Below are 25,885 nucleotides of genomic sequence, written 5' to 3'. Positions count from 1 at the left end.
CAGGAATTTGGTGCGTCCGAGTGGACTCGAACCACCGACCCCCACCATGTCAAGGTGGTGCTCTAACCAACTGAGCTACGGACGCATCTTTTCCTGTCTGTCATGGCTGACAGCGGGGACGAATATTAACGAGCTACCCGCGTGCTGGCAAGGGGAAAAGCGCAATTTTATTTGGTATTTCACGCGATTGCTGAGGTTGTGCGCAGTCCGGCGTTTTTTTCCGCAAACCGCAGCCCGGCCGGGGATGAAACCGGCCGGGAGCGGATTCAGCGCGTGGATCGCTGCAGGATGACGGTGGTCGGCTGTTTCTGCAGCCAGCGCATGCGCAGCGCCATCATGATGGCGGCGAAGGTCAGGCCGATGATAAAGCCGATCCAGAAACCGCTCGGCCCCATCGCCGGCACCACCGCGTCGGTTAACGCCAGCAGATAGCCGCTCGGCAGGCCCAACACCCAATAAGCAATGAAGGTGATGAAGAAGATCGCGCGGGTATCTTTATAACCACGCAGCACGCCGCTGCCGATCACCTGGACAGAATCCGAGATCTGGTACAGCGCCGCCAGCAGCATCAGCTGCGAGGCCATCGCCACCACCGCCGGGCTGTCGTTGTACAGCAGGGCGATCGGTTCGCGGAAGGCGGCGGTAAACAGCGCGGTGCAGACGGCCATGGTGATGCCGACGCCGATGGCGGAGTAAGCGGCGACGCGCGCGCCTTCGACCGAGCCTTCCCCCAGACGATAACCGACGCGGATGGTGGCGCCGACGCCCAGCGACAGCGGCAGTACGAACATCAGCGCGCTGAAGTTAAGCGCGATCTGGTGGCCGGCGACCGCGACGATCCCCAGTGGCGACACCAGCAGCGCCACCACGGCGAACAGCGTGACTTCGAAGAACAGCGCCAGCGCCACCGGCATGCCGATGCCGATCAGGCGTTTCAGCGCCGCCCAGTCCGGGCCGCCGAGATCGCCGGTTTGGCGTTTGATGTCGCGCTGCGACGGCGCGCGCTTCACGTAGCCGCGCATCATCAGGAACATGATCCAGTAGACGCTGCCGGTGGCGACGCCGCAGCCGACGCCGCCCAGCTCCGGCATGCCGAATTTGCCGTAGATGAAGATGTAGTTGATCGGGATATTCACCAGCAGGCCGAGGAAGCCGATCACCATACCGGGCTTGGTTTTGGACAGCCCCTCGCACTGGTTGCGCATCACCTGGAAGAACAGGTAACCCGGCGCCCCCCACATGATGGCGTGCAGATAACCGACGGCTTTATCCGCCAGCTGCGGATCGATGTTGTGCATCATGTCGATGACGAACTTGCAGTTGTACAGCACGACGATCAGCAGCACGGACACGCCGGAAGCCAGCCAAAAACCCTGGCGCACCTGGTGAGCGATGCGATCGCGCCGCCCGGCGCCGTTAAGCTGGGCGATAACCGGGGTCAGCGCCAGCAGCAGGCCGTGGCCGAACAGGATGGCCGGGAGCCAGATTGAAGTGCCGACCGCAACCGCCGCCATGTCGGTGGCGCTGTAAGCGCCGGCCATGATGGTATCCACCACGCCCATGGCGGTTTGCGATATTTGCGCGATGATGACCGGGATAGCGAGAGCCAATAAACTACGCGCTTCAATTAAGTACTTCTGCACGCATACACCTTTCTATTTATATATGTGGGAGGGAGGGCTGCCGCGAGAGGACAACAATTAAAATAGCGGAATTTTGTCAAAAAGATTGTACCTGCTCGGCGTCGTTAAGCAAACGCCGCAGATAAATAGTTATTAAATGCGCAGCCATTCGTTTTTTGCCGTCGCGGATTTGGTTTTCAGCGCCAACTGGGGCAAACTGCCGATAGCGTTTTAACCTATTTAGCAAGAAGAGGCACATATGTTCACCGGTATCGTACAAGGCACCGCGCCGCTGGTCGCCATTGATGAGAAACCCAATTTCCGCACCCACGTGATCGAAATGCCTGCCGAGCTGCTGCCGGGACTGGAGCTGGGCGCGTCGGTGGCCCATAACGGCTGCTGCCTGACCGTCACCGCGGTGGAAGGCAACCGCGTCAGCTTCGATTTGATTAAGGAAACGCTGCGCCTGACCAACCTCGGCGATCTGGCGCTGGGCGACATCGTCAATATCGAGCGCGCGGCGAAGTTCAATGACGAAATTGGCGGCCATTTGATGTCCGGCCATATTATCTGCACGGCGGAAGTGGCCAAGATTTATACCTCGGAAAATAACCGCCAGGTATGGCTGCGCATGCCGAATGCCGAATTGATGAAATATGTGCTGCACAAAGGCTTCATCGGCATCGACGGCATTAGCCTGACCATCGGCGAAGTGGTGAATAACCGTTTCTGCGTGCACCTGATCCCGGAAACGCTGGATCGCACCACGCTGGGTAAGAAACGCCTGGGTGACAAGGTGAACATCGAGATCGATCCGCAAACGCAGGCGGTGGTGGACACCGTCGAACGTGTGCTGGCCAATCGGGAAGCGGCGCTGGCGGCGGCGATGGCGCCGGCGCACAAAGACTGACAGCGATTCGGGCGTTGCCGCCGGCATCGAATCATAAGCAGAGAGGAGAAACGCGTGAAGTTTTATGGGAAAACGTTGTTGTTAACCGCGTTGCTGGCGCTGAGCGCCTGCAGCAGTTCGCCTGAGCAGGGCGCGGGCGCGCAAATGGCCGATGCGGATGATACCTGCGGCGCTTCGCAGTATCAAAACTTCGTCGGCAAACCGATGACCTCGCTGGAAGGCGTGCGGATCGACGCCAAGGTGCGCGCCATTCCGTACAACTCTGCCGTCACCATGGATTTCAACCTGCGCCGCCTGAACTTCCTTGGCGACAGCGACGATAAAATCATCCGCGTCTACTGCGGCTAAGCCGTACGCGTCGAACGAGCAAAAAAAGGCCCCGGCGATATTGCTGCCGGGGCCTTTTTTGTCGGGCAAGCGCTTAGCGGGCGACGCGGATGCCGCCTTCAACGCCTTTGGGGCTGAACACCACCTGCCACAGCTGCAGATCGCGCGCCCGGAACGCGCCGGCGCAGGCGTTCAGGTAATAGCTGAACATCCGCTCGAAGCGTTCGGAATAGCGCGGTGCAAGCTGCGGCCACGCCTGTTTGAAGCGCTCGAACCAGGCCATCAGCGTGCGGTCGTAGTCGGCGCCGATGTTGTGCCAGTCTTCCATCACGAAATGGCCCTCGCTGGCTTCGGCGATATGGCTCACTGAAGGCAGGCAGCCGTTCGGGAAAATGTACTTGTTGATCCACGGATCGACGTTCATGTCGGTTTTGTTGGAGCCGATGGTGTGCAGCAGGAACAGACCGTGCGGCGCCAGATTGCGTTCTACCACATTGAAATAGGTGCGGTAGTTTTTCGGCCCGACGTGCTCGAACATGCCGACGGAGACGATGCGATCGAACTGCTGATGCAGATCGCGGTAATCCTGCAGCAGGATCTGCACATCCAGCCCGGCGCAGCGCGCCTGAGCCAGCTTCTGCTGTTCTGCGGAGATGGTCACGCCTACCACCGATACGCCGTAATTTTTTGCCGCATAGGCGGAGAGGCCGCCCCAGCCGCAGCCGATGTCCAGCAAGCGCATGCCCGGTTGCAGCTGCAGTTTCTCGCAGATCATCCGCAGCTTGGCTTCCTGTGCCTCCTCCAGCGTGGTGGCGTCTTTCCAGTAGCCGCAGGAATATTGCATGTAAGGATCGAGCATCAGGGTAAACAGATCGTTGCCGAGATCGTAATGTTCTTTGCCGACGATCCAGGCGCGCTTTTTCGATTGCAGATTGGTCAGGCGCGCGGCGGCGATACGCAGGGTATCTTTCAGGTGGTGGGGGAGTTTCTTCTCCAGCCCGGCGCTGACCACGCGCTGGAAGAACATATCCAGCCGCTCGCATTCCCACCAGCCGTCCATATAGCTTTCGCCCAGGCCCAGCGAACCTTGCTGCAAGACGCGTTTAAAGAAATCGGGGTTTTTAACCTGAATATCGAAGGGGCGCGAACCGTTGATTTCAATGCCGGCCAGGCCGAGCATTTCGTGCGCGATACGGTACCACTGATTGTCCTGGATGCTCAGATCTTCTATACACGATGAACTCATAGCTTCTCCATCACCTTCTTCTGACTGATGACCCGTTAGGAAACAGCTTAGACAATTTCTGCGGGTGCATACGTTTACCGGCGGAAAATAGGCCCGCGGCGTCTGATATCCGACTATGAACAGAGGAAATTTAAAGAAGCGACCCGGCGCGAACGGCGCGGGATAAACGCTTCCTTAAAAAAAGAGTGTGACGCAAAGCGCGTACACAAGCGCTAATTGAGATATAGAGATTATAAGGTGTTACTTTACAAGGTTGTTTTTGAGTATAGGCGTGCCGAGGCGTTGACTCAACTGTAAATCGCACTCGGCACGCATATTCTTTAAGTGATTATTAAACTTGGCAATTATGACGCTGAGTTAGCATGTTCCCGCTGCGGCTTTTGCTGCGCATCGGCCGCTTTTCCCCGCTGCAGGAAATACCCCAGCGCGGCCAGGATTACCGTAGACACCATCACCGTCACCGTCGCCAACAGCGGCTGGGCAATAAACGCCGACACCAGCATGCTCGCCACAAAGCACAGCCCCAACTGCAGCGTATTTTGCAGCGCGGCGGCCTTGCCGCTGCTTTCCGGGAACGGCATCAGCGCATTCGCCACCATGATCGGGTAGCCGGCGCCGTTGACCAGCGCCATCACGCAGAACGGAATCAGCAGCGTGGTAAGCGTCGGATCGGTCAGGGTGGCCACCAGATACAGCGCCACCATGCTGACACCATAAGCTACCAGCAGCCACGGCAGCAGGGTTTTGCCATTGATGCGCTTGAGCGCGGCGCGGCAGCCGTAGCCACCCAGCAGGAAGGCCAGCGTTTGCGGCACGTAGCTCAGGCCGATATCGCTCGGGCTGTAGCCCATGTCACCGAGGATGAACGGCGAGCCGGTCAGCCAGGCGAAGAAGCCGGCCGAGCAGGCGGCGTACATGGCGACGTTGCCGCTGAACACCGGGGATCTCAACAGTTGCCAAAAGCTGACGCCGTTTTTTGGCGCATCGGCGCTGGGCTGCGTTTTGGCGCGCTCTTTGAGCAGCAGCGTCGGCAGCAGCAGCAGCGCGGTGATGGCCAACAGCGCGGCGAAGATCGCGCGCCAGCTGGCGTGGTTCAGCAACCAGGCGCCGAGCAGCGGCGCCAGCGCCGGCGACAGCGCTACCAGCGGCATAATGGTGGCGAACACGCGGTTGGCCTGGCCTTCGCGGTAACGGTCAACCACCAGCGCTTGCCAGATGGCGGCGGCGGCGCAGACGCCGACGGCCTGAATAAAGCGCAGGATCCAGAGCTGCACGGCGTTTTCCACCCACAGCATGCCCAGGCAGCCGAGGGCGAACAGCGTCAGCCCGATCAATAATACCGGTTTGCGGCCCAGACGGTCGGAGAGCGGCCCCCACAGCAGCTGCGCAAAGGCGAAGCCGGCCAGGAAGATGCTTAGGCTGGCGCTCACCGCGCCGGCGGAAATTTGCAGTTCCTCCCGCATGGCGCCGAAGGCGGGCAGGTACATATCGGTCGCCAGATAACCCAGCATGCTCAGGCCGGCGAGGTAGAACATAAAGCCAAAGGAATTTCGCATGGTATTTCTCGTTAATATTTTAATGTCGCAGGTTTTTAGCGCCGGCCAGTGTATCCGGCTGGATCTCTGCTTGTGAAACGGTAATATTTGCAAAGTGCTGTTAAAAAAATTGAAGGCAAGGCGATGTGGTCTGAATATTCTCTTGAAGTGGTCGATGCGGTGGCGCGCACCGGCAGTTTCAGCGCGGCGGCGCAGGAGCTGCACCGGGTGCCGTCGGCGGTCAGCTATACCGTACGGCAGCTGGAGCAATGGCTGGCGGTGCCCTTGTTCGAGCGGCGTCATCGCGATGTGGAGTTGACGCCCGCCGGTGCGCTGTTTATCAAAGATGCGCGAGTTGTTATCAAAAAAATGCTCGACACCCGCCGCCACTGTCAGCAGGTGGCCAACGGGTGGCGCGGCCAGCTGAATATCGCGGTCGACATCATCGTCAAACCGCAGCGCAGCCGCCAACTGGTGCTGGATTTCTACCGTCATTTCCCCGACGTCGAATTGATGCTGCAACCCGAAGTGTTCAACGGCGTGTGGGATGCCTTGGTGGACGGCAGGGCGGACATGGCGATCGGCGCCACGCGCGCGGTGCCGGTCGGCGGCGGCTTCGCCTTCCGCGACATGGGTTATATGAACTGGCTGTGTGTGGCCAGCCCGCAACATCCTCTCGCGCAGTTGACGGGGCCGCTGAATGACGATCAGCTGCGGCCGTACCCTTCGCTTTGCCTGGAGGACACCTCGCGCAATCTGCCCAAGCGCGTCACCTGGACGCTGGATAACCAGCGGCGGCTGGTGGTGCCGGACTGGACTTCGGCGCTCGACTGTTTGTGCGCCGGGCTGTGCGTCGGCATGATGCCGGCGCATCGGGCGCTGCCGCGGGTGCAGCGCGGTGAGCTGACGGCGTTGCAGCTGCAGCAGCCGTTTCCCGCCAGCCCTTGCTGCCTGACCTGGCAGCAGGATAAACCGTCACCGGCGATGAGCTGGCTGCTGGCGTATCTGGGCGATGGGGAGACGCTGAATCAGGAGTGGCTGAGCGAGGTGGAACCGGAAGCCGCGCAGGCTTCCGGCGCGGGGGATTAGCGGCGGTAGTCGATGAACGGGCCGTCGGCGACCGAGCGGCGTTCGATCAGCTTCGGATGCACTTCGATCACCTGCGACTCTTCGCGTTTGCTGATAATGCGATCCAGCAGCATGGTGAAGGCCATTTCGCCCAGACGCTCTTTCGGCTGGTGAATGGTGGTCAGCGCCGGGGTGAAGTAGCGGGCGTTGCGCACGTTGTCGTAGCCGATCACGGAAATATCCTGTGGCACCCGCAGCCCCAGCTCGTCGGCCGCGCAGATGGCGCCCATCGCCATGATGTCGCCGCCGCAGAATACCGCGGTCGGCCGCTGTTTTTGCGACAGGATTTGGTGCATCGCCTTGTAGCCGGACTCCGGTTCGAAGTCACCCTGGACGATCCACTCTTCGCGAATGTCGATATGCGCTTCCTGCAGCGCCTTCATAAAGCCCTGATGACGGCCGCCGCCGGTGTTGCGCGACAGCTGGCCCGGAATGGCGCCGATATCGCGGTGGCCGCGCTCGATCAGGTAACGGCCGGCCAGATAGCCGCCTTCGAACGCGTTATCGATGATGGTGTCGGTGAAGTCGCCGCGCGCGGCGCCCCAGTCCATTACCACCATCGGGATGTTGCGGTAATCTTCCAGCATGCCCAGCAGCTGATCCGGGTACTCGGAGCACATGACCAGCAGGCCGTCGACGCGCTTTTGCGCCAGCATCGCCAGGTAGGCGCGCTGCTTGTCCAGATTGTTGTGCGAGTTGCACAGGATCAGGGTGTAGCCTTTGCTGTAGCAGCTGTTTTCCACCGCCTCGATCACTTCGGCAAAGTAGGGCGCTTCGCTCGAGGTGGCCAGCAGGCCGATCGACTTGGTGTGATTGACTTTCAGGCTGCGCGCCACGGCGCTCGGCGAGTAGTGCAGCTCTTTGATGGCGGCCCACACGGCCGCTTTGGTCTCTTCGGCGACGAAACGAGTCTTATTGATGACGTGCGAAACGGTGGTGGTGGAAACGCCCGCGCGTTTGGCCACATCTTTAATCGTTGCCATGTAAGGAATGACTCCTGAACTCACATGTTTACAGCATGTAAGTGTGATGTTAATCGTTTGCCTACGTAGATCCTTCTCCAGAGAAGCGAAAACTGAGTTTTTAGTGTGTTGAAGTCTTCAGCGCTTAATCAGGAGGGGCATGGATGCCGGTACGCAGTTGTGAACTGCGAATTTTGTCGCATATTGAACAAAAGTGGAAGAGGTAATCGAGATTATAAACCGGGAAATGATAACAAGATTTTATCGGCGAACTGTGGGAAAATGATTTGACGTACTAATTGTACGCCTTTTATCCTTAGGAAAGCCCATTTTAAAGGAGTTGTCATGGATACCGAATTGAAGATGTCGCTGTTCACCACCGTCTGCGCGTTGGCGGTCATTATCGCTTTCAGCTTCGTTGCCGCGTTGAACTGATTTACCCCCGGTTATAAAAAAGGCGCAGCCTGGCTGCGCCTCATCACCTCAGAACCTGCGCTTACGCCAGGTTTTCCGCTGCGAAGGTCCAGTTGACCAACGCCCAGAAGTTTTCCAGGTATTTTGGACGCGCATTGCGGTAATCGATGTAATACGCGTGTTCCCACACGTCAACGGTCAGCAGCGGTTTGTCTTCACCGGTCAGCGGGGTGGCCGCGTTGGAGGTGTTGACGATCGCCAGCGCGCCGTCCGGTTTTTTCACCAGCCAGGTCCAACCGGCACCGAAGTTTTTCACTGCGGCATCGGTAAACTGCTCTTTGAACGCAGCGAAAGAGCCGAAGGATTTGACGATCGCCGCCGCCAGTTCGCCCTGCGGTTCACCGCCGCCCTGTGGCGACAGGCAGTGCCAGTAGAAGGTGTGGTTCCACACCTGCGCGGCGTTGTTGAAGACGCCGCCGTTTGAGGTCTTGATGATCTCTTCGAGCGATTTGCCCTCGAACTCGCTGCCTTTCACCAGGTTGTTCAGGTTAACCACGTAGGTGTTGTGGTGTTTGCCGTAGTGGTATTCCAGGGTCTCGGCGGATATGTGCGGCTCGAGCGCGTTTTTCTCATACGGTAATGCAGGTAATTCAAACGACATTGCTTCCTCCTTTACAGCGCCACTCTTTTTCCGCCGGAGCGGGAGCCGAATGGGCCGTTTTTTATTGTGGTCTTTCAATCTTAACAATTTTCATCATAAAAAACAGGAAGAAAAGCGAGAAATGCGCGTGAGGCGGTGTGAGGGGCGATAGCTTGAGCAGGCGGTTGCGACCGGGGCCGCAACCGCGCAGAGAGGGAATTAACGAATGGTTTTCGGCGTTACTACGCGGCGCGCGCCGATGTAGTGGTTTTGCCAATAGTCGTTGTCGAGCTGGCTGATGCGGATCTCTTCGCCGGTGCGCGGCGACTGGATGAATTTGCCGTTGCCGAGATAAACGCCGACATGATCCGCCACGCCGCGGTTGTTGATGCGGAAGAACACCAGATCGCCACTTTCCAGTTCGCTTTTCTTGATCGGCGCCGCGTCGCGCAGGTGGTACATCTCGTTGGCGGTGCGCGGCATCTTGATTTTTACCACGTCTTTATAGGCGTAATAGATAAGGCCGCTGCAGTCGAAACCGGTGCGCGGCGAGCTGCCGCCCCAGCGGTAAGGTTTGCCCATCTGGCCCATCAGCTTGGCCATCGCGGTCTGCTTGGCATGCTGATAGCGTTTTTTGTGCGCCGGGCTGAGTTTCAACGGTTTTTCATCACGCGCCAGCTTGGCGGTGGCCATACCGGTTTCGCGGTGGCGGCCGTAGCCTTTTTTGTAGCCCTTTTTCGGCGGGGTGACTTTAATCTTGGCGGTTTTCTGCGCTTTGGCCTTGGGTTTGGCACTGGCGATCTTTTTCGCGCTTTTCTCGCTTTTCGCCTTGGCGGTCTTGGTTTTTTTCGCGGGGGCCGTCACTTTGGCTTTTTTAGCGGTTTTGTCCGCTTTCTTTTTTCTGCGGTCATCGGGCCGCGCTTCATTAGCATGGCTTTTACGCTGCTCGGCGGCAACACGCGCCTGTGGCGCAGCGTGCGCCAAATTGAAGAAGAGCTGCGTAAACAGCAGCGCAAAGAGCGTAAGAATTAAACGCATGTCGACGTCACCAACCTTGGCCCCGAAACGGATATCGAAAGAGTTACAGTATTCCCGAATTTCGCCATATAAAACAGCGAAGAACTCATAAATAATAATCCATATTGTGAGAAAACGTTAATGACATTTTTTTTGGTTCAAAATCAGCCCGTTGGTGTATGAAAAAGCGCCGGCGGGGGGCTATGGATATAATTAATCCGCGCCGTCAGCGCCGCGCAATATATTAGTGAAATGGTCGGATTAAAAATGTTATTCTCAACGTATGTTTTGACCGGAATGACGTGGCCGGTGAAACGCGATCGGCGGCGGGCGAATATCCTTGCAAAAGATGGCGTTTTCTTGCGACTGTTCCAGCCGCTACAATAGCCCGCGTGATGCATGTTGTAGCCATGAAATGTGGCTTGAGGAAGCAATAAATGACGACGACACTTGAAAAAATTCAGCACCAGATCGCTGAAAACCCGATTCTGCTGTACATGAAAGGTTCGCCAAAGCTGCCGAGCTGCGGCTTCTCCGCACAGGCTGTGCAAGCGCTGTCCGCCTGCGGCGAGCGTTTCGCTTACGTGGACATTCTGCAGAACCCGGACATCCGCGCCGAGCTGCCAAAATACGCCAACTGGCCGACGTTCCCGCAGCTGTGGGTAGACGGTGAGCTGGTCGGCGGTTGCGATATCATTATCGAAATGTATCAGCGCGGCGAACTGCAGCAGCTGATCAAAGAAACGGCAGAAAAGTATAAAGCGCAGGAAGACCAGCAGTCTTAATCGACGGGCTTGCGGTTATCGCGTAACGGGCGGCGCCAGTGCAAACTGGGCCGCCTTTTTCGTTGGGCTTATTCGGCGAGATCGCCGGCGGGCAGCGGCCAACCGCCGAGACGTTTCCAGCGGTTAACCAGCTCGCAAAACAGCAGGGCGGTTTGCTCGGTGTCGTACAGCGCAGAGTGCGCCTGGCTGCTGTCGAACGGCATTCCGGCCGCGATACAGGCCTTCGCCAACACCGTTTGGCCCAGCACCAGGCCGCTCAGCGCGGCGGTGTCGAAGGTAGCGAACGGATGGAACGGGTTGCGCTTCAGGCTGGCGCGTTCGGCCGCGGCCATCAGGAAGCTGTGATCGAAGTTGGCGTTGTGCGCCACGATAATGGCTCGGTTGCAACCGCGATCCTTGAGCCCTTTGCGCACCGCTTTGAAAATGGCGTGCAGCGCGTCATATTCGCTGACCGCGCCGCGCAGCGGGTTGTGCGGATCGATGCCGTTAAACGCCAGCGCTTCCGGCTGCAGGTTGGCGCCCTCGAAAGGCTCCACGTGGAAGTGCAGGGTCTCGTCCCGCTGCAGCCAGCCGTCCTCATCCATTTTCAGCGTGACGGCGGCGATCTCCAGCAGCGCATCGGTATTGGCGTTAAAGCCGGCGGTTTCAACATCTATTACTACGGGATAAAACCCACGAAAACGACCACTCAGGGCGTTAAGATCACTTTTCTCGGCCATCAGTTTCTTATCTTCATCGAATGCAGCGCGCATTATGGCAAATTTTGCGCCCGGTTGCAGGCGCTATCGCGCGGAGAATCAGCAGGGCGCAGCGCGCCCTGAAGGGGAGGCTTAGTGGCCGAGGCCCTGGCCGGCGTGTTTGTTTTCGATCAGCTCGATTTTGTAGCCGTCCGGATCCTCGACGAAGGCGATGACCGTGGTGCCGCCTTTCACCGGGCCGGCTTCGCGGGTGACCTTGCCGCCTGCGCGGCGGATGCTGTCGCAGGTGGCGGCAACGTCGTCCACGCCCAGCGCCAGGTGGCCGAAGGCGGTGCCCATGTCGTAGCTGTCGGTGCCCCAGTTATAGGTCAGTTCGATAACTGCGCCTTCGCTCTCTTCCGTATAGCCGACGAAAGCCAGGGAGTATTTGTACTCCGGGTTTTCGCTGGTGCGCAGCAGGCGCATGCCTAATACCTTGGTGTAGAAGTCGATGGCGCGTTGCAGGTCACCGACGCGGATCATGGTATGGAGTAAGCGCATAATTCCTCTGAATTGACAGTGCCGTGGCAGACGGCGGGTGGATTGAAGCACAAGCGAGTATAGCCTTGTCCCGCAAGGGAATTCAACGTGACGAGTGAGTGACGATGTCACGTATTAGTTTTCCGTCAACGGTGTCTAAATATTGATCGAGCGTACCGATCGATACAGAGTAATTGATCTGCACAATCAATTATCTATTCCAGCGGCAATCGTGTAAAAATTGAACGGCAATAGAGAACAACACCAGGGAACACCGGCCCGCCTCGTGCGGGCCTTTTTGCGCGCGGCGCACAAAAAAACGGCCATGCGATTGCGTGGCCGTTGGGGTCAGGAAGGGTTACTTCGCCAGAAACGGATAGTCGGTATAGCCTTCGGCGCCGCCGCCGTAGAAGGTTTCCGGCTTAGGTTCGTTCAGCGGAGCGTGCTGACGGAAACGCTCTACCAGATCCGGGTTGGCGATGTAGCTGCGGCCGAAGGCCACCGCGTCGATGAAGCCTTTTTCGATCAACGCTTCGGCTTTCTCGGCGGTGTAGGCGCCGGCGCCGACGATCACCCCGTTAAAGTGGGCGCGTACCGAGTCGCGGAAGGCGTCGGAATACGGTTTGCCGCCGGCCCAGTCCGGTTCGGAGATGTGCAGGTAAGCGATGTTGCGCTTATTCAGCTCTTCCACCAGATACAGCGCCGCTTCTTCCTGATCTTCACCGTTGTCCAGCCCGTTGAACGGCCCCAGCGGCGAGATGCGGATGCCGATGTGTTCGGAACCCCATTCGGCGATGGTGGCGTCGACCACTTCCAGCGTCAGGCGAGTGCGATTCTCGATGCTGCCGCCGTATTGATCGGTACGTTGGTTGGAGGCCGGTGACATGAATTGATGCAGCAAATAGCCGTGGGCAGCATGCAGTTCGATGAAGTCAAAGCCGGCTTCCCGCGCGTTGGCGGTCGCCTGGCGGAAATCGTTGACGATGCCCGGGATCTCGCTGGTTTCGAGCGCACGCGGCGTGGAGGTCGGCACGCGCACCCAGGCGCCGGTTTCATCACGCACGGTGGTGCGGGTTTCGGCGTTGATTGCCGAAGGGGCGACCGGTGCTTGCCCGCCCGGCTGCAGGCTGGCGTGGGAGATGCGGCCTACGTGCCACAGCTGCACGGCAATATGGCCGTTGTTGTCATGCACTGCCTGCGTGATGTTTTTCCATGCGGCGATCTGCTCCGGCGTATGCAACCCCGGCGCGCCGGCGTAGCCTTTCGCCTGGAAGGAAACCTGGGTCGCTTCGGTCACGATCAGGCCGGCGCTGGCGCGCTGTGCATAATATTCCGCCATCAGCGGCGTAGGAATGTCGCCTGGCTCGATGCTGCGCAAACGCGTCAGCGGAGCCATAAACACGCGGTTGGGCAGGGTGATGGCGCCAACCTTCAGCGGAGAGAGCAATTTTTCAGTCTTCATAGTGCATCCTGTATTTAATAGACCGGTCGTCTAGTAATGGGCGATAAAAAACCACGAACTGCATTTTCAATAAAAAGAAATTGTTACCGTTACGCTTGCGGCGGGCGCAGCAGCAACTCGATGCTTTCCAGCGCGCTCGTTAACGGCGCCAGCGAGTGGCGGATCTTGGCGCGCAGCGAGGCACCGAGCCACAGTGAATACAGCGTTTCTGCGGTCGCCGCGGGGCTCATGGCCACCGACAGCGAGCCCTCGGCGATACCGCGCTCGATGGCCTCCTGCAGGTGGCCGATCACGCGAGCGGTGCCCGTTTCCAGCGCATGACGCATCGGTTCCGACAGATCGCTCACCTCGGCGGAAAGCTTCACCGCCAGGCAGGCGTTGTGGCATTCGCTGCGGCAGTGGTAGCTGATGGCCTGAGCGTAATAGCCGAGCAGCTGGTGGCGGGCATCGCCGCGCCTGTCGGCAAACAGCGCCTGCATTTGTGCGTCATAATGGGCGAAATAGCGTTGCAGCATCGCTTCGCCGAAGGCTTCCTTCGAGCGAAAATAGTGGTAGAACGAGCCTTTCGGCACGCCCGCAGTGGCCAGCAGTTCGCTCAGCCCCATGCCGGTAAAGCCCAGGCGCAGGCTGAGGGTTTCGCCGGTGGCGAGCAGATGTTCACGTGTATCCACGTTGCAATGCGTTGATTTGGTCATCATGGTGCCGAGCATAATAGACCGATTGGTCTAGGTCAATGGGAATAAAAAAACCGGCGCACAAAACGCCGGTTGTCTGCAAACTATTGTGCCCCAGCGGCACGCGGAAGTTAAGCGCTTACGCCGCGTTGCGGCAACGCTGCAGGATATCCAGCCGGGATTGATATTCGCGGGTCTGTACGTTCAGCATGCCCAATAGGGTGTGGAACAGGTTGTCCTGCGACACGTCGCCCTTTTCCGCCAGCGCGTTCAGGCACTGGCGATCGATGCCGAAATTGCGCTGATAGTCGGCCGACATCCACATCAGGAAAGGCACGTGCGTCTGCTGGCTCGGCGCGAAGACATAGGGCGTGCCGTGCAGATACATGCCGTTTTCCCCCAGCGATTCGCCGTGATCGGACAAATAGACCAGCGCGGTATTGAACCGGTCGTCATACTGCCGCAGCAGCTTGATGGTGGCATCGAGCATCGCGTCGGTATACAGGATGGAGTTGTCATAGGTGTTCACCAGCTGTTCATGGCTGCAATCCTGGATCTGATTGCTGTTGCAGGTCGGCGAAAATGTCTGGAATTCTGGCGTGCTGCGGCGGTAGTAAGCCGGGCCGTGGCTGCCCATCTGGTGCAGCACGATCACGCCGTCGTCTTTCAGGCCATTGATATAGTCGTTCAGCTTGTACAGCAGCGCGTTGTCCATGCAAACCTCGCCGTCGCAGTCCTGCGGCAGTTTCAGCTTGGTCATGTCGATGTGCGGCACCCGGTCGCAGGCGCCTTTGCAGCCGCCGTCGTTATCGCGCCACAGCACGCTGACGCCGGCATGCGCCAGCACGTCGAGCATGCCTTCCTGATGCGTTGCCTGAGTCGCGTCGTACTCCTTGCGCGGCATGTTGGAGAACATGCAGGGCACGGAGATCGCCGTTTCGGTGCCGCAGGAACTGGCGTTCTTGAAGTAGATCACATCGTCCTGCTTCAGGCGCGGGTTGGTTTCGCGTTGATAGCCGCCGAGGGAGAAGTTTTCGGCGCGGGCGGTTTCGCCCACCACCAGGATCACCAGCGTTTTCTTGGCCTGCCCGGCGATCAGCGGCCCTTTGCGCGCGTCCTCGCCGATCTTGACCAGCGGCAGATTGCGGGTGAAGTAACGCTGTTCGGTAAACTTGATGGTGCCGGCGACGAAGTTGGAAGGGGTCAACATCTTCACCACGCTTTTATTGTTGCGGATCAGCGAAGCATAGTCTTTGTAGAACAGCGCGGCGACGATCAGGATCACCGCCAGCGACAGCATGACGTTGGCGGCGCGCAGTCCAACCATGTACCACCAGGGGCGAGTCTGGCGAATCTGGGTGAAGCAGACCGCTACCGCCGGCAGAATGCCGAGCAGCGCCAGCCACAATCCCATGCGCGGCGTCAGCAGCGCCGTCGCCTCCTGAGGGTTGGTTTCGAAGGCGTTTTGCATCATGTTGCCGTCGATCACCACACCATAGCTGAACATGAAATAGTTGGCTGCGGCGCTGCCGAGCAAGAAAAAGATGATCAGCGGCTTGCGCAGGTAGGGCACGGTCAACACGCTGAAGATGATATTCAGCGCACAGAAGATCACCACCGGCATGCTGGCAGCGAAAATCACGCTGTGGACGCTATCGAAGGTGATATACGACCAGGCGCGATGCAGGAATAACGCGTTCTGAAACAGAGTGAAGAACAGGGCGGTGGCGAGGGTAAAACCGAGGCTGTTGCACCGTAAGCGTTGACGTAACCACATTGCCGAATCGGGATCCTGAAAGTAGATAATGCTTTGAAATCTACCGGATGAAACTTAAGGAAACCTTAGAAACTCAGAATATTGGCGGCGGAGCCTGCGCGGAAAACGCCAGGCCGGGCGGCCTGGCGGTGGGGCGGTTTAGTAGGCGGCGGTGAATTGCGCGCGAATAAACTGAGGCTTTTCAATTTCATCAACGATAGCGACCGCCAGGTCTTCTACCGAAATGCTGGCCGGCGCTTCGCCGTTCATCAGCAGTTGCGTGGTGCCGAGGCGGAACTGGCCGGTGCGTTTGCCCGGCTCCAGCAGGGCGGCCGGCGAGAGATAGGTCCAGTCGAGCGCCGATTCATTGCGCAGTTTGTTGCGCAGATCGCGCACCGCCTGCGCGCCGGGGCGGATATTTTCCGGGAACTGCGGCGTATCCACCAGTTCAACGCCGGGCGCCACTTCCAGGCTGCCGGCGCCGCCGACCACCAGCAGGCGCTTGACGCCGGCCTGTTCGACCGCGGTGAGGATCTGTTGGGCGCCGCGGAGGGTTTTTTCATACAGGTTGTCTTCGCCCCAGCCGGGGTTGTAGGCGCTGATCGCCGCATCCTGACCGCGCAATTGCCCCGCCAGCCAGGCGGTATCGGCAACGTCGCCCAGCGCGACGGTCAGGTTGGCGTGCTCCGGCAAATCTTTTTTCTGGCGGGCGATTGCCGTCACCTGAATACCGCGAGCCAGCGCTTCATCCACCACGCGGCGGCCAACAAAACCGGTTGCTCCAATAATGGCTACTTTCATCTGCATGCTCCTTCGGGGATAGGTTCAGTATCGTGACGCAGGCCGATGTGCCTGCTGCGTGGTGTTTACTCTAGTCCTTAACAATAGCCGTGATTAGTGCCATATTCATGCTTTCTTGATTAAGTAAAACTTCATAATCGTGGATAAACTCAATCGAATGGCGGTATTCGCCACCGTGGTGGCGGAGGGATCGCTGGCCGGCGCGGCGCGGCGGCTGGGCATGACGCCGTCGGCGGTCAGCCAGCACATGCGCTCGCTGGAGAAGGCGCTTGGGGTGCCGTTGCTGCATCGCTCCACCCGCCGTCTGGCGCTGACCGAGGCCGGGGCGGCGTTCTACCCCGGCTGCGAGGCGATGCTGCAACAGGCGCAGCAGGCGGAGCAGCGGCTGGCGGAATTGCGGGATACGCTGGTGGGCGAGCTGCGCATCGCCACCCCGGTCGGCATCGGCGGCCGATCGCTTGCGGAGGCGCTGGCGCCGCTGTTGCAGGCGCACCCCAAGCTGACGCTGCGGGTGCTGGCGGACGATCGCATCGTCGATATGATAGAGCAGCGGGTCGACATCGCGCTGCGGGCCAACCGTCAACTGGCGGACGCCAATATGATCGCGCATCCGCTGACGGCGTGGCCGATGGTGCTGTGCGCCGCGCCGCGTTATCTCAGCCAGCATGGGGTGCCGGAAAAGCCGCAGGATTTGGTGCAGCACCGCTGGATCTCCAGCGGCTACAGCGGGGCCCATCTGGACTTGCTGCACCAGTCCGGCCAGCAGGTTAAGCTGCGGCTGGCGGAAGGGCAGATCGTCAGCGAGAGCATGAACGTGATGCGCGCCTTTACCCGCGCCGGTCTGGGCATTTCCGTTCAGCCGCTGTATGAAATTGGCGACGAGCTTCAGCGCGGCGAGCTGTTGCTGCTGTTGCCTGAGTGGCGGCCGGCGCCGCTGCGGCTGCACGCGCTGACGCTCGAGCGCAACGTGCCGGAAAAAAGCCGCCAGGCGCTGCGCTATTTGCGCGACTATTTTCGCCGCAATGGCGAAAAGGGACTTGCCAGCGGCGGCGATGGCGTCTTCAATTAGCAAGAGAACGTAGGAGGAGCCCCGTGGCGCAGCAGCTTGAGTTTTTCGACATTCCCAGCCCGTGTCGCGGCATTTGCCAGGCCGACGATCGCGGATTCTGCCGTGGCTGCCTGCGCAGCCGCGAGGAGCGTTTTGGCTGGATGAACATGAGCGACGCGCAAAAGCGCGAGGTGCTGCGCCTGTGCCGTCAACGCTTCCTGCGCCTGCAGCGCGCCAATAAAGCGCCCGACGAGCCGCTGCCGGAGCAGCCGTCGCTGTTTTAACCTTTCCTGATCTGCCGCACGTTCGTGTGGCTTACCGCTTCCCTGTGCCTCACCGGCTTGTGTATGCTGACTGACAACTAATGTCATGAGGTTTTCGCAATGGTAGAACGTATTCGTCTCGCGCCGCAGGGGCCTGAATTTTCCCGCATGATTTGCGGTTACTGGCGGTTGATGGAGTGGGGCATGTCGCCGCAGCAGCTGCTGACGTTCATCGAACAGCATGTCGAACTGGGCGTCACCACCGCCGATCACGCCGATATCTATGGCGGCTATGCCTGCGAACAGGCGTTCGGCGACGCGCTGCGCCTGAAGCCGGCGCTGCGCCAGTCGCTGGAGCTGGTGAGCAAATGCGGCATCGCCACCACCGCCAAGCCCGGCAACTCGATCGGCCACTACATCACCGACCGCGACCATATCGTACAGAGCGCGGAGCAGTCGCTCCGCCATCTGCATACCGACTACCTCGATCTGCTGCTGATCCACCGGCCGGATCCGTTGATGGACGCCGACGACGTGGCCGAAGCCTTTGTTGCGCTGCACAAAAGCGGCAAGGTGCGCCATTTCGGCGTCTCCAACTTTACGCCCGCGCAGTTCCAGCTGCTGCAGTCGCGCCTGCCGTTCTCGCTGGCGACCAATCAGGTGGAGATCTCGCCGATTCACCAACCGGCTATTCTCGACGGCACGCTCGACCAGTGCCAGCAACTGCGCATCAAGCCGATGGCCTGGTCCTGCCTGGGCGGTGGGCGCCTGTTCAACGACGCCGAGTTCCAGCCGCTGCGCGACGAGCTGCAGCGGGTGGCGCAAGAAATCGGCGCCGAGACCATCGAGCAGGTGGTGTACGCCTGGGTGATGCGCCTGCCGTCGTCGCCGCTGCCGATTATCGGTTCCGGCAAGATTGAGCGGGTGCGTTCGGCGCTGAAGGCGCAGAAACTGGTGCTGAACCGCCAGCAGTGGTTCAGCATTCGCAAGGCGGCGCTGGGGTATGACGTGCCTTAAGGCGGAGTAAAAAAGAGCAAAGCCGGGCGGCGAAAGCACCCGGCTTTTTTACGTCGATCTTTAGGCCAACACCACCTGATCGGTGTTGAAGTGATCGAGCGAGACGCCGATCAGCGTGACCTGGCTATGGCCGAAGGCCAGCACCAGATCGTCGTTTTGCTGCGTGGCGTAGTCGCGGATATTCCCGCTGGCGCCTTCGGTGCCGACAAACACCAGCTTATCGGTGGCGTTGAAGCCATACAGCTGATCGCGGCCAAAGTCACCGCTGAACAGGAAGGTATTGCCGTTGCCGACGCCCTTCAGGATGTCATCGCCGCTGCCGCCGACGAAGGTCAGGTTGCCGCCGGCGTGGCCGTTAAGGGTGTCGTTGCCGGCGTTGCCGAACAGCCAGGCGTCGTGGCTGCGAGCCTGCAGGACGTCATCGCCGTCGCCGCCGGCGGTGGCGGCGGCATAGGCTTTGAGGCCAGAGTCCGATTTCAATCCGGCGGCGGTCACCTGATGGTCCACCTGTTTGTTGAAGATAAGCCACGAGGTTTCTTTGCTGCGCAGGGTGCTGATGTCGTCCGCCAGCGTAATGCCGCCTTTGGCGTCGCGCAGGTAAAGCGTGTTGCCGTCGTAGGCGACCTCGGTGTTTTTCAACGCCTGTTGGGTATCGAAGATATTGTGGCCTTTGCCGCCGGCGATCAGGTTATAGCCGCCTGCATCGCGGAAGATATCGTCGCCGTCGCGCCCCTCGAGATAGTCGTTGCCTTTGCCGCCCTTGATCAGATCATTGCCGTCGCTGCCGATGATAAACGTCGGCCCGCTGTGCGTTTCCGCGTTGCGGTTCAGGTCTTCCACCCAGGTATTGCCGCGCGTCACGTTCGACAGGTTGGAGACGATGATGGTCGAGTCTTTGTCGGTCAGCGAATAAAACTCGGAGTTCAGCACCCGCATCAGGCCGTCCTGATAGAAGAACGGCAGGTGCGACAGCCAGGTCGGAATGTTGAGAATGGAAAACGGCAGCAGGTTCCAGGCGTCCGACGCGTAGTGGTCGTTGAAGTTGACGATATTGTTGGTGGCGGAGGCATGGGGCGCATCGTGTACGCCTAACGACGCCCCGGTCAGCGTGGTGCCGTCGAGCGCGCGGAACACCGGATCGTTCTCGTAGCCGATGTTGATCACCTTGCCGCCGGCTTCGTACTGGGTCGGCGAGGCGAAGGCGACATAGTTGGACTGCGCGTAGAAGCCGCCCCAGTTGGCGTCGCTCTGCGCCGCCATGCTGTTGACCGCCAGCCCGCCGAGGCTGTGGCCGCTGACCACCACGTCTTCTCCGCTCAGCCCGTGCGCCTGCGCGAACTTCGCCACGTCGCCCAGCAGCTGGCCGAAGGCCTTCAGCGTGTAGCCGTCGGCGTAGCCTTTCGGCCCGAAGCCGGCCAGCAGATCGTTAATCACATCGCCGATGGTATCGCCGATCAACGACTCGCGCGGGCCGCTGGTGCCGCGAAATGAGATGCCAATGGCGGTGAGATTGCCTTCGCTGTCATATTTGCCCAGCACCTCGGCCTGAGCGGTGGTGTAACCGGCGGTCTCGCCGTAGTAGGTGCCGCGCGCATCGGTTTTGCCGGCGTAACCCAGCTGCGCGGCGCTGATCACCGACCAGCCGGCGTTATTCACCGCCTGCTGCGCGGCCTGTTCGGAATCGGGATTCCAGGGAATGCCGGGCAGGCCGCCCTGCGATTGGGTGCTGCCGATGAGCGCAGTGACCAGCGTCAGCGGCAGGCCCAGCCCGAAACCGGTCTGGTGATAGCCTTCATCGAAGCCGTTATCGATATTGTGGTAAGCGTAGGTAGAGATGGCCAAGGCGTCGGAAAATAGCGCTTTCGACGCCTTTTCGTCCAGATCCTTATAGCTAAAGATGCCCATATCAGTTCCTTATGAAGTATGCCGCGGGCCTGTAAGTGAACTCACATGCGTCGGCGGTGGAAACAGGGAAACAACGTTAGCCGAACGACAGCTGGTCAGAGGACCAACATCGGTAGAATTATTATTAGTGTTAAATATTAGGCCCGCGAATCAAATTAGCGAGATTGTGCGTTGGTTAACAGTGCCGGCGCAGGCTCTCCTATACTGATAGCTCGATATAGTCATTAAGGAGACTGATTGATGAAACGTTATTGGTATGCAGCGCTCGGCCTGATGGCGTGTGGTGCGGCTCAGGCGGCGACAACCGACGTCGAGATGCACCTGGTGACCGGGCAGGGGATCGGTCAGGACATCGGCAAGGTGGCCATCAGCGAAACGCCGTATGGCCTGCTGTTCACGCCGAGCCTGAAAGCATTGCCGGCCGGGGTACACGGCTTCCACGTGCATGAGAAAGGCAGCTGCGAGCCGGGCATGAAGGACGGCAAAGCGGTGGCGGCGCTGGCGGCCGGCGGACATTTCGACCCGCAAAAGACCGGAAAACACCTCGGGCCGTATGCCGACGGGCACCTGGGTGACCTTCCGGCCATCTATGTGACCGCCGACGGCATGGCGAACTATCCGGTGTTGGCGCCGCGGCTGAAAAAAATCAGCGACATTGAGGGTAAAGCGCTGATGGTGCACGCCGGCGGCGACAACCATTCGGATCATCCACAACCGCTCGGCGGCGGCGGAGAACGCTTCGCCTGCGGTGTGATCAAATGATTATCCGCCGCTAACGGCCGGTACGGCGGTGGGCTGGCCCATCGCCTGTTGCAACTGCTGCAGCGAGCAGTAGAGCCGCCAGATCAGGCCGGCCAGATCGCGCGCCGCCTGTTCCGGGTGGTGCGCCAGCGCGTTGCTCATGCGCAGCAACTCCTGCAGCGTGGCGTCCAGCGAACTGTGCTGCACGCCTTTCTCCGTCATGATGCCGCGCAGGCAGTGGATACAGACGTTGCGCACCGCCGACAGCGGATCGGAACGGGTTTGCCAGTCGCGCAGTTGCCAGACGATATGGCTGCAGTTGAGCAGCACCACGCCCCAGCGCAGCAGCCAGGTGCGAGCGTCCTGATCCTGACTTTGATTAAGCTGGCTGATGCGATGGTAGATCAGCGATTCGAACTGGCTTTCGCTCTGCTGCGGCCGTTTGCTCAACTGATCGATAAAGTCGCGCCGCAGCGCGCGGATAATGCGGCGGCTTTTGCGTTTGTCCGAGCTGGGGCGCAGGATCTGAAACGCCAGCCCGGCCAGCAGCACGCCGACGATTTTAGCGATGTTGTCATTGATAAAGGACTGGTAGTCATAGCTCGGCGGATTGCTGACGGTCAGGAACGAGCCCATAAAGACGATCAGCTGCCCCCAGAGCGCGGCATAAGGTGGATTCTGCAGCTTGAGCATCTGCATGGTCACCAGGATCGGGAACAGGAAGGCGCAGAACACCCAGAAGTCGTCAATCTGGATCATCAAACCGAATTTCACCACGAAGCAGGCGACCGAGAGCAGCAGCACCGCCTTGAGCAAGGTGCTGACGCTGTTGATCGGCGAAGGCGTGGAAGAGTAGAGCACGCAGCTGATGGCGGTGAGCGTCAGCGCCGCGCTGCCGGCGTCCCACTGCGTGTTGATCCAGTAGGCGCAGCCGATCACGATGCACAAAAAGGTGCGCAGGCCGTTGTAGGCGGCTTCGTAGCTGTCGGTATGGCGCGCCAGCGCAGTGACGCGCGGCGGTTGGAGGTCGCTGACCGCCGTGGCGCTTTCCAACCGCCGCAGCCAGCGGTTGCAGCGCAGGTAAAGCCAACAGAAATCGCGCAGCCGCAGCCAGAAGGCGCGATGGCGGTAGTCCGTAGCCTCTTGCGGGGCGATCTGCTGAAGCAGGCGCGCCAAACGGTATTTGTCGGTGGCGGGATCGCGCAACTCGTCCAGCAGTTGCGTCAGCACCGGCATCAGATTGGCGGGGCGATCCGGCCAGTTCAGCAGCATGCGACGCAGGCTGGAGATAACGCTGGTCATGCGCAGCTGTTGGTGCAGCAGATAGTTGAGCAGGTTATTTTGCCGCCGCAGCCGGTAGTGGCTCCAGAATGCCTGAATGCGCAGCAGGTTCATGGTCAGGATCTGGCCGATGACCCCTTCGTGCGAGGTGCGCATCTGCGCGGTGATCTCCGGCTGCCACAGCATGGCGGCATGCTCCAGCAGGCGCAGCTGCATGCGCCGCAGCGAGGTCAGCAGGGCTTCGCCGTCCGAGGTGCTGGGCAGGATCATCATCATCAACCCGCCGCATAGAATGCCGGTGATCACTTCGCAAACCCGCGCCTGTGCGATATCGAAGATTTGCTGGGTATCGGTGACGTTGACCGTGCCGAAGGCGATGATGGCGGCGGTATAGCCCGCCAGCGCGAAGGCGTAAGAGACGTTGTTTTGGTAATGGTTGGAGACGTAGGTGCACAGCCCGATCCAGGCGGCGATGAACAGCGTAAACAGCCAGGGATCGTTCAGGCAGTGGCCGGCGATCGCCACCGACGCGGCGGCGCCTACCAGGCTGCCGAAGATGCGGCCGATGCTTTTGCTGATCACGCCGCCGATGGTGGGGAAGCTCACCACCGCGGCGGAGGTAAGCGCCCAATAGGGTTCGTCGAGTTCGAGCACGAAGGCTACCCATAGCGCCAGACACATCGCCAGTGAGTTGCGCAGCGCATAGCGCCATTGGCCGCCGGTCGCCTTACCCCAGGGGGTGCGGCTCCACTCCAAAAAAGGCAGGTTCACACTTTAGTTCCGCTGATGAATCGAAATGGTGCAGGTGGTGCCGGCGACCAGCGTCAAATCGGCGGGCACGTTGAGCAATTTTATCCGTACCGGCACGCGCTGAGCCAAACGCACCCAAGGAACATTAGGTTTAACGTCCATTAATAGATCGTTGCTGCTGTCAACGCTCTGATCGTAAATGGCGCGGCCGATGCTCTCTACTTCCCCCTGTAGCGGCGTGTTGCCGTTATATAAAACGATGTCCGCTTTATTGCCTTCTTTTATATGCTTCAGCTTGGTTTCTTCGAAATAACCGAGCACATAAAACGAATGCACATCCACCAACGCCACCAGCGGCGTACCGGCGTTGGCGTAGTTCCCGACCCGCGCCTGCAGGTTGGTGATATAACCGTCGGTTGGCGCGTAAATTTTGGTTTTGCTCAAATTCCATTTGGCCTGTTCCAGATTGGCCAGGGCGGCTTTATAGGCGGCCTTCATTGCCTGCGCGGCTAAATTTGACTCGTCCAAATCTTCAGCGGAAATAACGTTACGCGCTAAACCGCGGCGGCGGGCAGCCTCGTGGTCCGCTTTGGCCAGATCGGATTGCGCTTTTGCCACCGCGGCCTCGGCATTGTCCTGCGCAATCTGGTAGGGCACCGGGTCGAGGGTAAAAATCAGACTTCCCGCAGGTACGAACTGATTGTCATTCGCGCTTATTTTCTCTAATCTTCCAGAGACTTCAGGGGTGATATTGACGAGTTCGGCGCGCACTTTTCCATCACGGGTCCATGGGGATTGCATATAATAATTCCAGAGCCACCAACCGGCGCAGACGGCAATGGCGCAGACGATCACCGTAGAGAAGTATTTTAATGTTTTATGCTGCATGGGTTACCAACTCGCTAAAATCCATAAGGAACCGCTGACGGTCAGAACGAAAATGGACAGGTCCATCAACATGGGATGCCAGATTTCACCGGAATACATCCAGTCTCTCAGCAGCTGATGAATCAGCAGCCATAAGAGCAGTCCTAGTAAAAAAGCTTTAAATATAGGTGGAAAATAAAGCGATGCTCCCAGGACCAAATCGGGCAAGGGAGATGATGTGTGTAACCATGATGTATTCACATTAACAATCCCTAAGGGTGAATATGTTGAATATTTGCATAACGATTAAACAATAGCGGCTAAAAATAGTGGCTATTTCCACAATATACATTATATACATTTGTGTTTTTAATGTGAGTTACCCAAAATAGTCTAAGCTCTGGGAGGTAATGTTAGCATGCTAATTATAAGGAGGGGGAAGTGGAGTCAACATTAGGTTCAGATTTAGCACGATTAGTTCGTGTGTGGCGCGCGCTCATCGATCATCGGCTCAAGCCGTTGGAGCTGACCCAAACGCATTGGGTCACGTTGCACAATATCAATCGCTTGCCGCCGGAGCAGTCGCAAATCCAGCTGGCCAAGGCGATCGGTATCGAGCAACCGTCACTGGTCCGTACGCTGGACCAACTGGAGGAGAAAGGGCTGATCACGCGTCACACCTGTGCCAACGATCGCCGCGCGAAGCGCATCAAGCTGACCGAAGCGGCCGATCCGATCATCAGGGAAGTGGACAGTGTGATCACGTCTACGCGCAGTGAGATTTTAAGCGGCATTACCGCCGACGAAGTGCATCTGTTGGTAGGGCTGATTGGCAAGTTAGAACAAAATATCACCGAACTGCAGAACAAATAATAATATTCTTATTTTCTACGATTACAGTTTCACAGCATCAGAAATAAAACCGGAGGCGATTGCCTCCGGTTTGCCGCTTGTCGCCGGCTGGCTTACAGCGGGGAAACGGTGATGGTGTCGCCCATGCGCGCCATGCGCACGCGCTGGCCAGGGCTGAACTTGGTGTCGCCCGCTTTCTGCACCACCACGATGTTCTCTTTCTGATCGGTTTTGATCTCCAGCTCGTAGCCGGAGGTACGGCCGGCCACTTCACCGATGCTGTTACCTGCCGCGCCGCCGGCGATAGCGCCCGCCGCGGTAGCCAGCGTACGACCGGTGCCGCCGCCAACGGTGTTGCCCAACAGCCCGCCAATCACCGCGCCGCCGATCATCCCCATGGCGTTGGAGCCTTCGCCGCCCTGAATTTTAACCGGACGCACGGAAACCAGCGTCCCGTAGGTGACGGTCTGCACCTGCTTGGCCTGCGAGGACGAGTAGACATCACCGGACATGGATTCATTGGCACAGCCGGCCAGCGTAACGGCGGCGACGGCAACGACGAGAAGACGCTTGATCATACAAAACTCCTGATGGTAGTAGTCCATAACCTGGCAATGCTCTCCAGGCAAGATTCAGTGAAAACGATAGACAAAGTATGGCTGAAA

At 59.2% G+C, this 25,885-nt stretch carries 27 protein-coding genes and 1 tRNA gene; 10 read left to right on the top strand and 18 right to left on the bottom strand.

Annotated elements, in window-relative coordinates:
• Positions 1-8: 8 nt before the first annotated feature.
• Both ACJ8MK_RS18610 and ACJ8MK_RS18605 read right to left on the bottom strand, forming a co-directional pair.
• Positions 9-85 (bottom strand) — tRNA-Val (locus ACJ8MK_RS18610).
• Positions 86-266: 181 nt separating this feature from the next.
• Positions 267-1,643, bottom strand: a complete 1,377-nt coding sequence (locus ACJ8MK_RS18605) for an MATE family efflux transporter (protein WP_033638369.1) — start codon at positions 1,641-1,643, stop codon at positions 267-269.
• Between the two features lie 238 nt (positions 1,644-1,881).
• Between ACJ8MK_RS18605 and ACJ8MK_RS18600 the strand changes: the two genes are divergently transcribed.
• Positions 1,882-2,532 carry a riboflavin synthase gene (locus tag ACJ8MK_RS18600; protein ID WP_033638371.1) on the top strand — a complete coding sequence of 217 codons (651 nt, stop codon included), beginning with the start codon at positions 1,882-1,884 and terminating at the stop codon, positions 2,530-2,532.
• 54 nt (positions 2,533-2,586) lie between these two features.
• On the top strand, positions 2,587-2,880 hold the full coding sequence (locus tag ACJ8MK_RS18595) for an I78 family peptidase inhibitor (protein WP_016927929.1): 294 nt from the start codon (positions 2,587-2,589) through the stop codon (positions 2,878-2,880).
• Positions 2,881-2,953: 73 nt separating this feature from the next.
• On the opposite strand, the gene cfa is transcribed toward ACJ8MK_RS18595, so the two are convergent.
• Both cfa and punC read right to left on the bottom strand, forming a co-directional pair.
• Entirely contained in the window at positions 2,954-4,105 is a 1,152-nt protein-coding gene (gene cfa / locus ACJ8MK_RS18590; RefSeq protein WP_033638372.1) for a cyclopropane fatty acyl phospholipid synthase, read from the bottom strand.
• A 344-nt stretch (positions 4,106-4,449) separates the two neighbouring features.
• Positions 4,450-5,661: a purine nucleoside transporter PunC gene (punC, locus tag ACJ8MK_RS18585; RefSeq protein WP_033638373.1), complete on the bottom strand. Its 1,212-nt coding sequence runs from the start codon at positions 5,659-5,661 to the stop codon at positions 4,450-4,452.
• Between the two features lie 123 nt (positions 5,662-5,784).
• On the opposite strand from punC, the gene punR reads away from it, so the two are divergent.
• Positions 5,785-6,729, top strand: a complete 945-nt coding sequence (gene punR / locus ACJ8MK_RS18580; RefSeq protein WP_033648176.1) for a DNA-binding transcriptional activator PunR — start codon at positions 5,785-5,787, stop codon at positions 6,727-6,729.
• Here the strand turns inward: punR and purR are convergent.
• Positions 6,726-7,751 (bottom strand): HTH-type transcriptional repressor PurR, encoded by a 1,026-nt coding sequence (gene purR / locus ACJ8MK_RS18575; RefSeq protein ID WP_033638375.1) that lies wholly within the window; start codon positions 7,749-7,751, stop codon positions 6,726-6,728. The two genes, punR and purR, sit on opposite strands and share 4 nt — an antisense overlap.
• Positions 7,752-8,075: 324 nt before the next feature.
• Between purR and cydH the strand changes: the two genes are divergently transcribed.
• Positions 8,076-8,165 (top strand): cytochrome bd-I oxidase subunit CydH, encoded by a 90-nt coding sequence (cydH, locus tag ACJ8MK_RS18570; RefSeq protein ID WP_019455989.1) that lies wholly within the window; start codon positions 8,076-8,078, stop codon positions 8,163-8,165.
• A 61-nt stretch (positions 8,166-8,226) separates the two neighbouring features.
• Here the strand turns inward: cydH and sodB are convergent, their stop codons facing one another.
• Positions 8,227-8,805: a superoxide dismutase [Fe] gene (sodB, locus tag ACJ8MK_RS18565; protein WP_004931333.1), complete on the bottom strand. Its 579-nt coding sequence runs from the start codon at positions 8,803-8,805 to the stop codon at positions 8,227-8,229.
• 198 nt (positions 8,806-9,003) lie between these two features.
• The gene (locus tag ACJ8MK_RS18560; protein ID WP_033654778.1) at positions 9,004-9,822 is read right to left on the bottom strand and encodes a C40 family peptidase; all 819 of its coding nucleotides are present in this window, start codon (positions 9,820-9,822) and stop codon (positions 9,004-9,006) included.
• 416 nt (positions 9,823-10,238) lie between these two features.
• Here ACJ8MK_RS18560 and ACJ8MK_RS18555 point away from each other — a divergent pair, with 416 nt between their 5' ends.
• The gene (locus tag ACJ8MK_RS18555) at positions 10,239-10,586 is read left to right on the top strand and encodes a Grx4 family monothiol glutaredoxin (protein WP_004931329.1); all 348 of its coding nucleotides are present in this window, start codon (positions 10,239-10,241) and stop codon (positions 10,584-10,586) included.
• Between the two features lie 68 nt (positions 10,587-10,654).
• On the opposite strand, the gene rnt is transcribed toward ACJ8MK_RS18555, so the two are convergent.
• The 6 genes from rnt to ACJ8MK_RS18525 form a co-directional block, all read right to left on the bottom strand.
• The gene (gene rnt / locus ACJ8MK_RS18550) at positions 10,655-11,338 is read right to left on the bottom strand and encodes a ribonuclease T (RefSeq protein ID WP_442517971.1); all 684 of its coding nucleotides are present in this window, start codon (positions 11,336-11,338) and stop codon (positions 10,655-10,657) included.
• Between the two features lie 78 nt (positions 11,339-11,416).
• The gene (gene gloA / locus ACJ8MK_RS18545) at positions 11,417-11,824 is read right to left on the bottom strand and encodes a lactoylglutathione lyase (RefSeq protein ID WP_004931325.1); all 408 of its coding nucleotides are present in this window, start codon (positions 11,822-11,824) and stop codon (positions 11,417-11,419) included.
• A 337-nt stretch (positions 11,825-12,161) separates the two neighbouring features.
• Positions 12,162-13,265 (bottom strand): alkene reductase, encoded by a 1,104-nt coding sequence (locus ACJ8MK_RS18540; RefSeq protein ID WP_033638377.1) that lies wholly within the window; start codon positions 13,263-13,265, stop codon positions 12,162-12,164.
• Positions 13,266-13,354: 89 nt separating this feature from the next.
• Positions 13,355-13,975 carry a TetR/AcrR family transcriptional regulator gene (locus tag ACJ8MK_RS18535; protein WP_033648177.1) on the bottom strand — a complete coding sequence of 207 codons (621 nt, stop codon included), beginning with the start codon at positions 13,973-13,975 and terminating at the stop codon, positions 13,355-13,357.
• A gap of 103 nt (positions 13,976-14,078) precedes the next feature.
• Positions 14,079-15,716: a phosphoethanolamine transferase EptA gene (eptA, locus tag ACJ8MK_RS18530; protein WP_442517970.1), complete on the bottom strand. Its 1,638-nt coding sequence runs from the start codon at positions 15,714-15,716 to the stop codon at positions 14,079-14,081.
• A 138-nt stretch (positions 15,717-15,854) separates the two neighbouring features.
• A complete protein-coding gene (locus tag ACJ8MK_RS18525) occupies positions 15,855-16,496 on the bottom strand; it encodes an NAD(P)-dependent oxidoreductase (RefSeq protein ID WP_033648179.1) in 642 nt (213 codons plus the stop codon).
• 139 nt (positions 16,497-16,635) lie between these two features.
• Between ACJ8MK_RS18525 and ACJ8MK_RS18520 the strand changes: the two genes are divergently transcribed.
• From ACJ8MK_RS18520 to ACJ8MK_RS18510, 3 genes are all read left to right on the top strand, one after another.
• The gene (locus ACJ8MK_RS18520) at positions 16,636-17,565 is read left to right on the top strand and encodes a LysR substrate-binding domain-containing protein (protein ID WP_187325707.1); all 930 of its coding nucleotides are present in this window, start codon (positions 16,636-16,638) and stop codon (positions 17,563-17,565) included.
• Between the two features lie 23 nt (positions 17,566-17,588).
• Positions 17,589-17,828, top strand: a complete 240-nt coding sequence (locus tag ACJ8MK_RS18515) for a DUF1289 domain-containing protein (protein ID WP_015377731.1) — start codon at positions 17,589-17,591, stop codon at positions 17,826-17,828.
• A gap of 99 nt (positions 17,829-17,927) precedes the next feature.
• The gene (locus ACJ8MK_RS18510; protein ID WP_442517969.1) at positions 17,928-18,824 is read left to right on the top strand and encodes an aldo/keto reductase; all 897 of its coding nucleotides are present in this window, start codon (positions 17,928-17,930) and stop codon (positions 18,822-18,824) included.
• A 60-nt stretch (positions 18,825-18,884) separates the two neighbouring features.
• Here the strand turns inward: ACJ8MK_RS18510 and ACJ8MK_RS18505 are convergent, their stop codons facing one another.
• Positions 18,885-20,729, bottom strand: coding sequence for a polyurethane esterase (locus ACJ8MK_RS18505; protein WP_033638384.1), 1,845 nt, complete (start codon positions 20,727-20,729; stop codon positions 18,885-18,887).
• Positions 20,730-20,969: 240 nt separating this feature from the next.
• Between ACJ8MK_RS18505 and sodC the strand changes: the two genes are divergently transcribed.
• Positions 20,970-21,491 carry a superoxide dismutase family protein gene (gene sodC / locus ACJ8MK_RS18500; protein ID WP_033648185.1) on the top strand — a complete coding sequence of 174 codons (522 nt, stop codon included), beginning with the start codon at positions 20,970-20,972 and terminating at the stop codon, positions 21,489-21,491.
• Here sodC and ACJ8MK_RS18495 read toward each other — a convergent pair whose 3' ends face one another.
• From ACJ8MK_RS18495 to ACJ8MK_RS18485, 3 genes are read right to left on the bottom strand one after another with little or no spacing between them, the layout of a single operon-like run.
• Positions 21,492-23,522, bottom strand: coding sequence for an FUSC family protein (locus ACJ8MK_RS18495; RefSeq protein ID WP_033654771.1), 2,031 nt, complete (start codon positions 23,520-23,522; stop codon positions 21,492-21,494).
• A 3-nt stretch (positions 23,523-23,525) separates the two neighbouring features.
• The gene (locus ACJ8MK_RS18490) at positions 23,526-24,389 is read right to left on the bottom strand and encodes an efflux RND transporter periplasmic adaptor subunit (protein ID WP_442517968.1); all 864 of its coding nucleotides are present in this window, start codon (positions 24,387-24,389) and stop codon (positions 23,526-23,528) included.
• A gap of 3 nt (positions 24,390-24,392) precedes the next feature.
• Positions 24,393-24,629 (bottom strand): DUF1656 domain-containing protein, encoded by a 237-nt coding sequence (locus ACJ8MK_RS18485; RefSeq protein WP_049234481.1) that lies wholly within the window; start codon positions 24,627-24,629, stop codon positions 24,393-24,395.
• A 180-nt stretch (positions 24,630-24,809) separates the two neighbouring features.
• On the opposite strand from ACJ8MK_RS18485, the gene slyA reads away from it, so the two are divergent.
• A complete protein-coding gene (slyA, locus tag ACJ8MK_RS18480; RefSeq protein ID WP_004931301.1) occupies positions 24,810-25,241 on the top strand; it encodes a transcriptional regulator SlyA in 432 nt (143 codons plus the stop codon).
• A gap of 92 nt (positions 25,242-25,333) precedes the next feature.
• Here slyA and ACJ8MK_RS18475 read toward each other — a convergent pair whose 3' ends face one another.
• Entirely contained in the window at positions 25,334-25,798 is a 465-nt protein-coding gene (locus ACJ8MK_RS18475; protein WP_028128178.1) for a glycine zipper 2TM domain-containing protein, read from the bottom strand.
• Positions 25,799-25,885: the final 87 nt, after the last annotated feature.

Source organism: Serratia sp. CY38905 (assembly GCF_052168875.1).
In the GTDB taxonomy this organism is placed as follows: Bacteria; Pseudomonadota; Gammaproteobacteria; order Enterobacterales; family Enterobacteriaceae; genus Serratia; species Serratia sarumanii.
The sequence above is the reverse complement of the archived record's forward strand: the minus strand, read 5'-3'. Positions and strand labels throughout refer to the sequence as shown.

What these genes read in the sequence shown, in the direction of transcription:
- cfa (WP_033638372.1), bottom strand. Translation starts at nt 4,105, where the DNA reads ATGAGTTCATCGTGTATAGAAGATCTGAGCATCCAGGACAATCAGTGG.
- ACJ8MK_RS18600 (WP_033638371.1), top strand. Translation starts at nt 1,882, where the DNA reads ATGTTCACCGGTATCGTACAAGGCACCGCGCCGCTGGTCGCCATTGAT.
- gloA (WP_004931325.1), bottom strand. Translation starts at nt 11,824, where the DNA reads ATGCGCTTACTCCATACCATGATCCGCGTCGGTGACCTGCAACGCGCC.
- ACJ8MK_RS18560 (WP_033654778.1), bottom strand. Translation starts at nt 9,822, where the DNA reads ATGCGTTTAATTCTTACGCTCTTTGCGCTGCTGTTTACGCAGCTCTTC.
- ACJ8MK_RS18535 (WP_033648177.1), bottom strand. Translation starts at nt 13,975, where the DNA reads ATGCTCGGCACCATGATGACCAAATCAACGCATTGCAACGTGGATACA.
- eptA (WP_442517970.1), bottom strand. Translation starts at nt 15,716, where the DNA reads ATGTGGTTACGTCAACGCTTACGGTGCAACAGCCTCGGTTTTACCCTC.
- ACJ8MK_RS18505 (WP_033638384.1), bottom strand. Translation starts at nt 20,729, where the DNA reads ATGGGCATCTTTAGCTATAAGGATCTGGACGAAAAGGCGTCGAAAGCG.
- punC (WP_033638373.1), bottom strand. Translation starts at nt 5,661, where the DNA reads ATGCGAAATTCCTTTGGCTTTATGTTCTACCTCGCCGGCCTGAGCATG.
- purR (WP_033638375.1), bottom strand. Translation starts at nt 7,751, where the DNA reads ATGGCAACGATTAAAGATGTGGCCAAACGCGCGGGCGTTTCCACCACC.
- ACJ8MK_RS18510 (WP_442517969.1), top strand. Translation starts at nt 17,928, where the DNA reads ATGGTAGAACGTATTCGTCTCGCGCCGCAGGGGCCTGAATTTTCCCGC.
- sodB (WP_004931333.1), bottom strand. Translation starts at nt 8,805, where the DNA reads ATGTCGTTTGAATTACCTGCATTACCGTATGAGAAAAACGCGCTCGAG.
- ACJ8MK_RS18540 (WP_033638377.1), bottom strand. Translation starts at nt 13,265, where the DNA reads ATGAAGACTGAAAAATTGCTCTCTCCGCTGAAGGTTGGCGCCATCACC.
- cydH (WP_019455989.1), top strand. Translation starts at nt 8,076, where the DNA reads ATGGATACCGAATTGAAGATGTCGCTGTTCACCACCGTCTGCGCGTTG.
- punR (WP_033648176.1), top strand. Translation starts at nt 5,785, where the DNA reads ATGTGGTCTGAATATTCTCTTGAAGTGGTCGATGCGGTGGCGCGCACC.
- ACJ8MK_RS18475 (WP_028128178.1), bottom strand. Translation starts at nt 25,798, where the DNA reads ATGATCAAGCGTCTTCTCGTCGTTGCCGTCGCCGCCGTTACGCTGGCC.
- sodC (WP_033648185.1), top strand. Translation starts at nt 20,970, where the DNA reads ATGAAACGTTATTGGTATGCAGCGCTCGGCCTGATGGCGTGTGGTGCG.
- rnt (WP_442517971.1), bottom strand. Translation starts at nt 11,338, where the DNA reads ATGCGCGCTGCATTCGATGAAGATAAGAAACTGATGGCCGAGAAAAGT.
- ACJ8MK_RS18555 (WP_004931329.1), top strand. Translation starts at nt 10,239, where the DNA reads ATGACGACGACACTTGAAAAAATTCAGCACCAGATCGCTGAAAACCCG.
- ACJ8MK_RS18490 (WP_442517968.1), bottom strand. Translation starts at nt 24,389, where the DNA reads ATGCAGCATAAAACATTAAAATACTTCTCTACGGTGATCGTCTGCGCC.
- ACJ8MK_RS18525 (WP_033648179.1), bottom strand. Translation starts at nt 16,496, where the DNA reads ATGAAAGTAGCCATTATTGGAGCAACCGGTTTTGTTGGCCGCCGCGTG.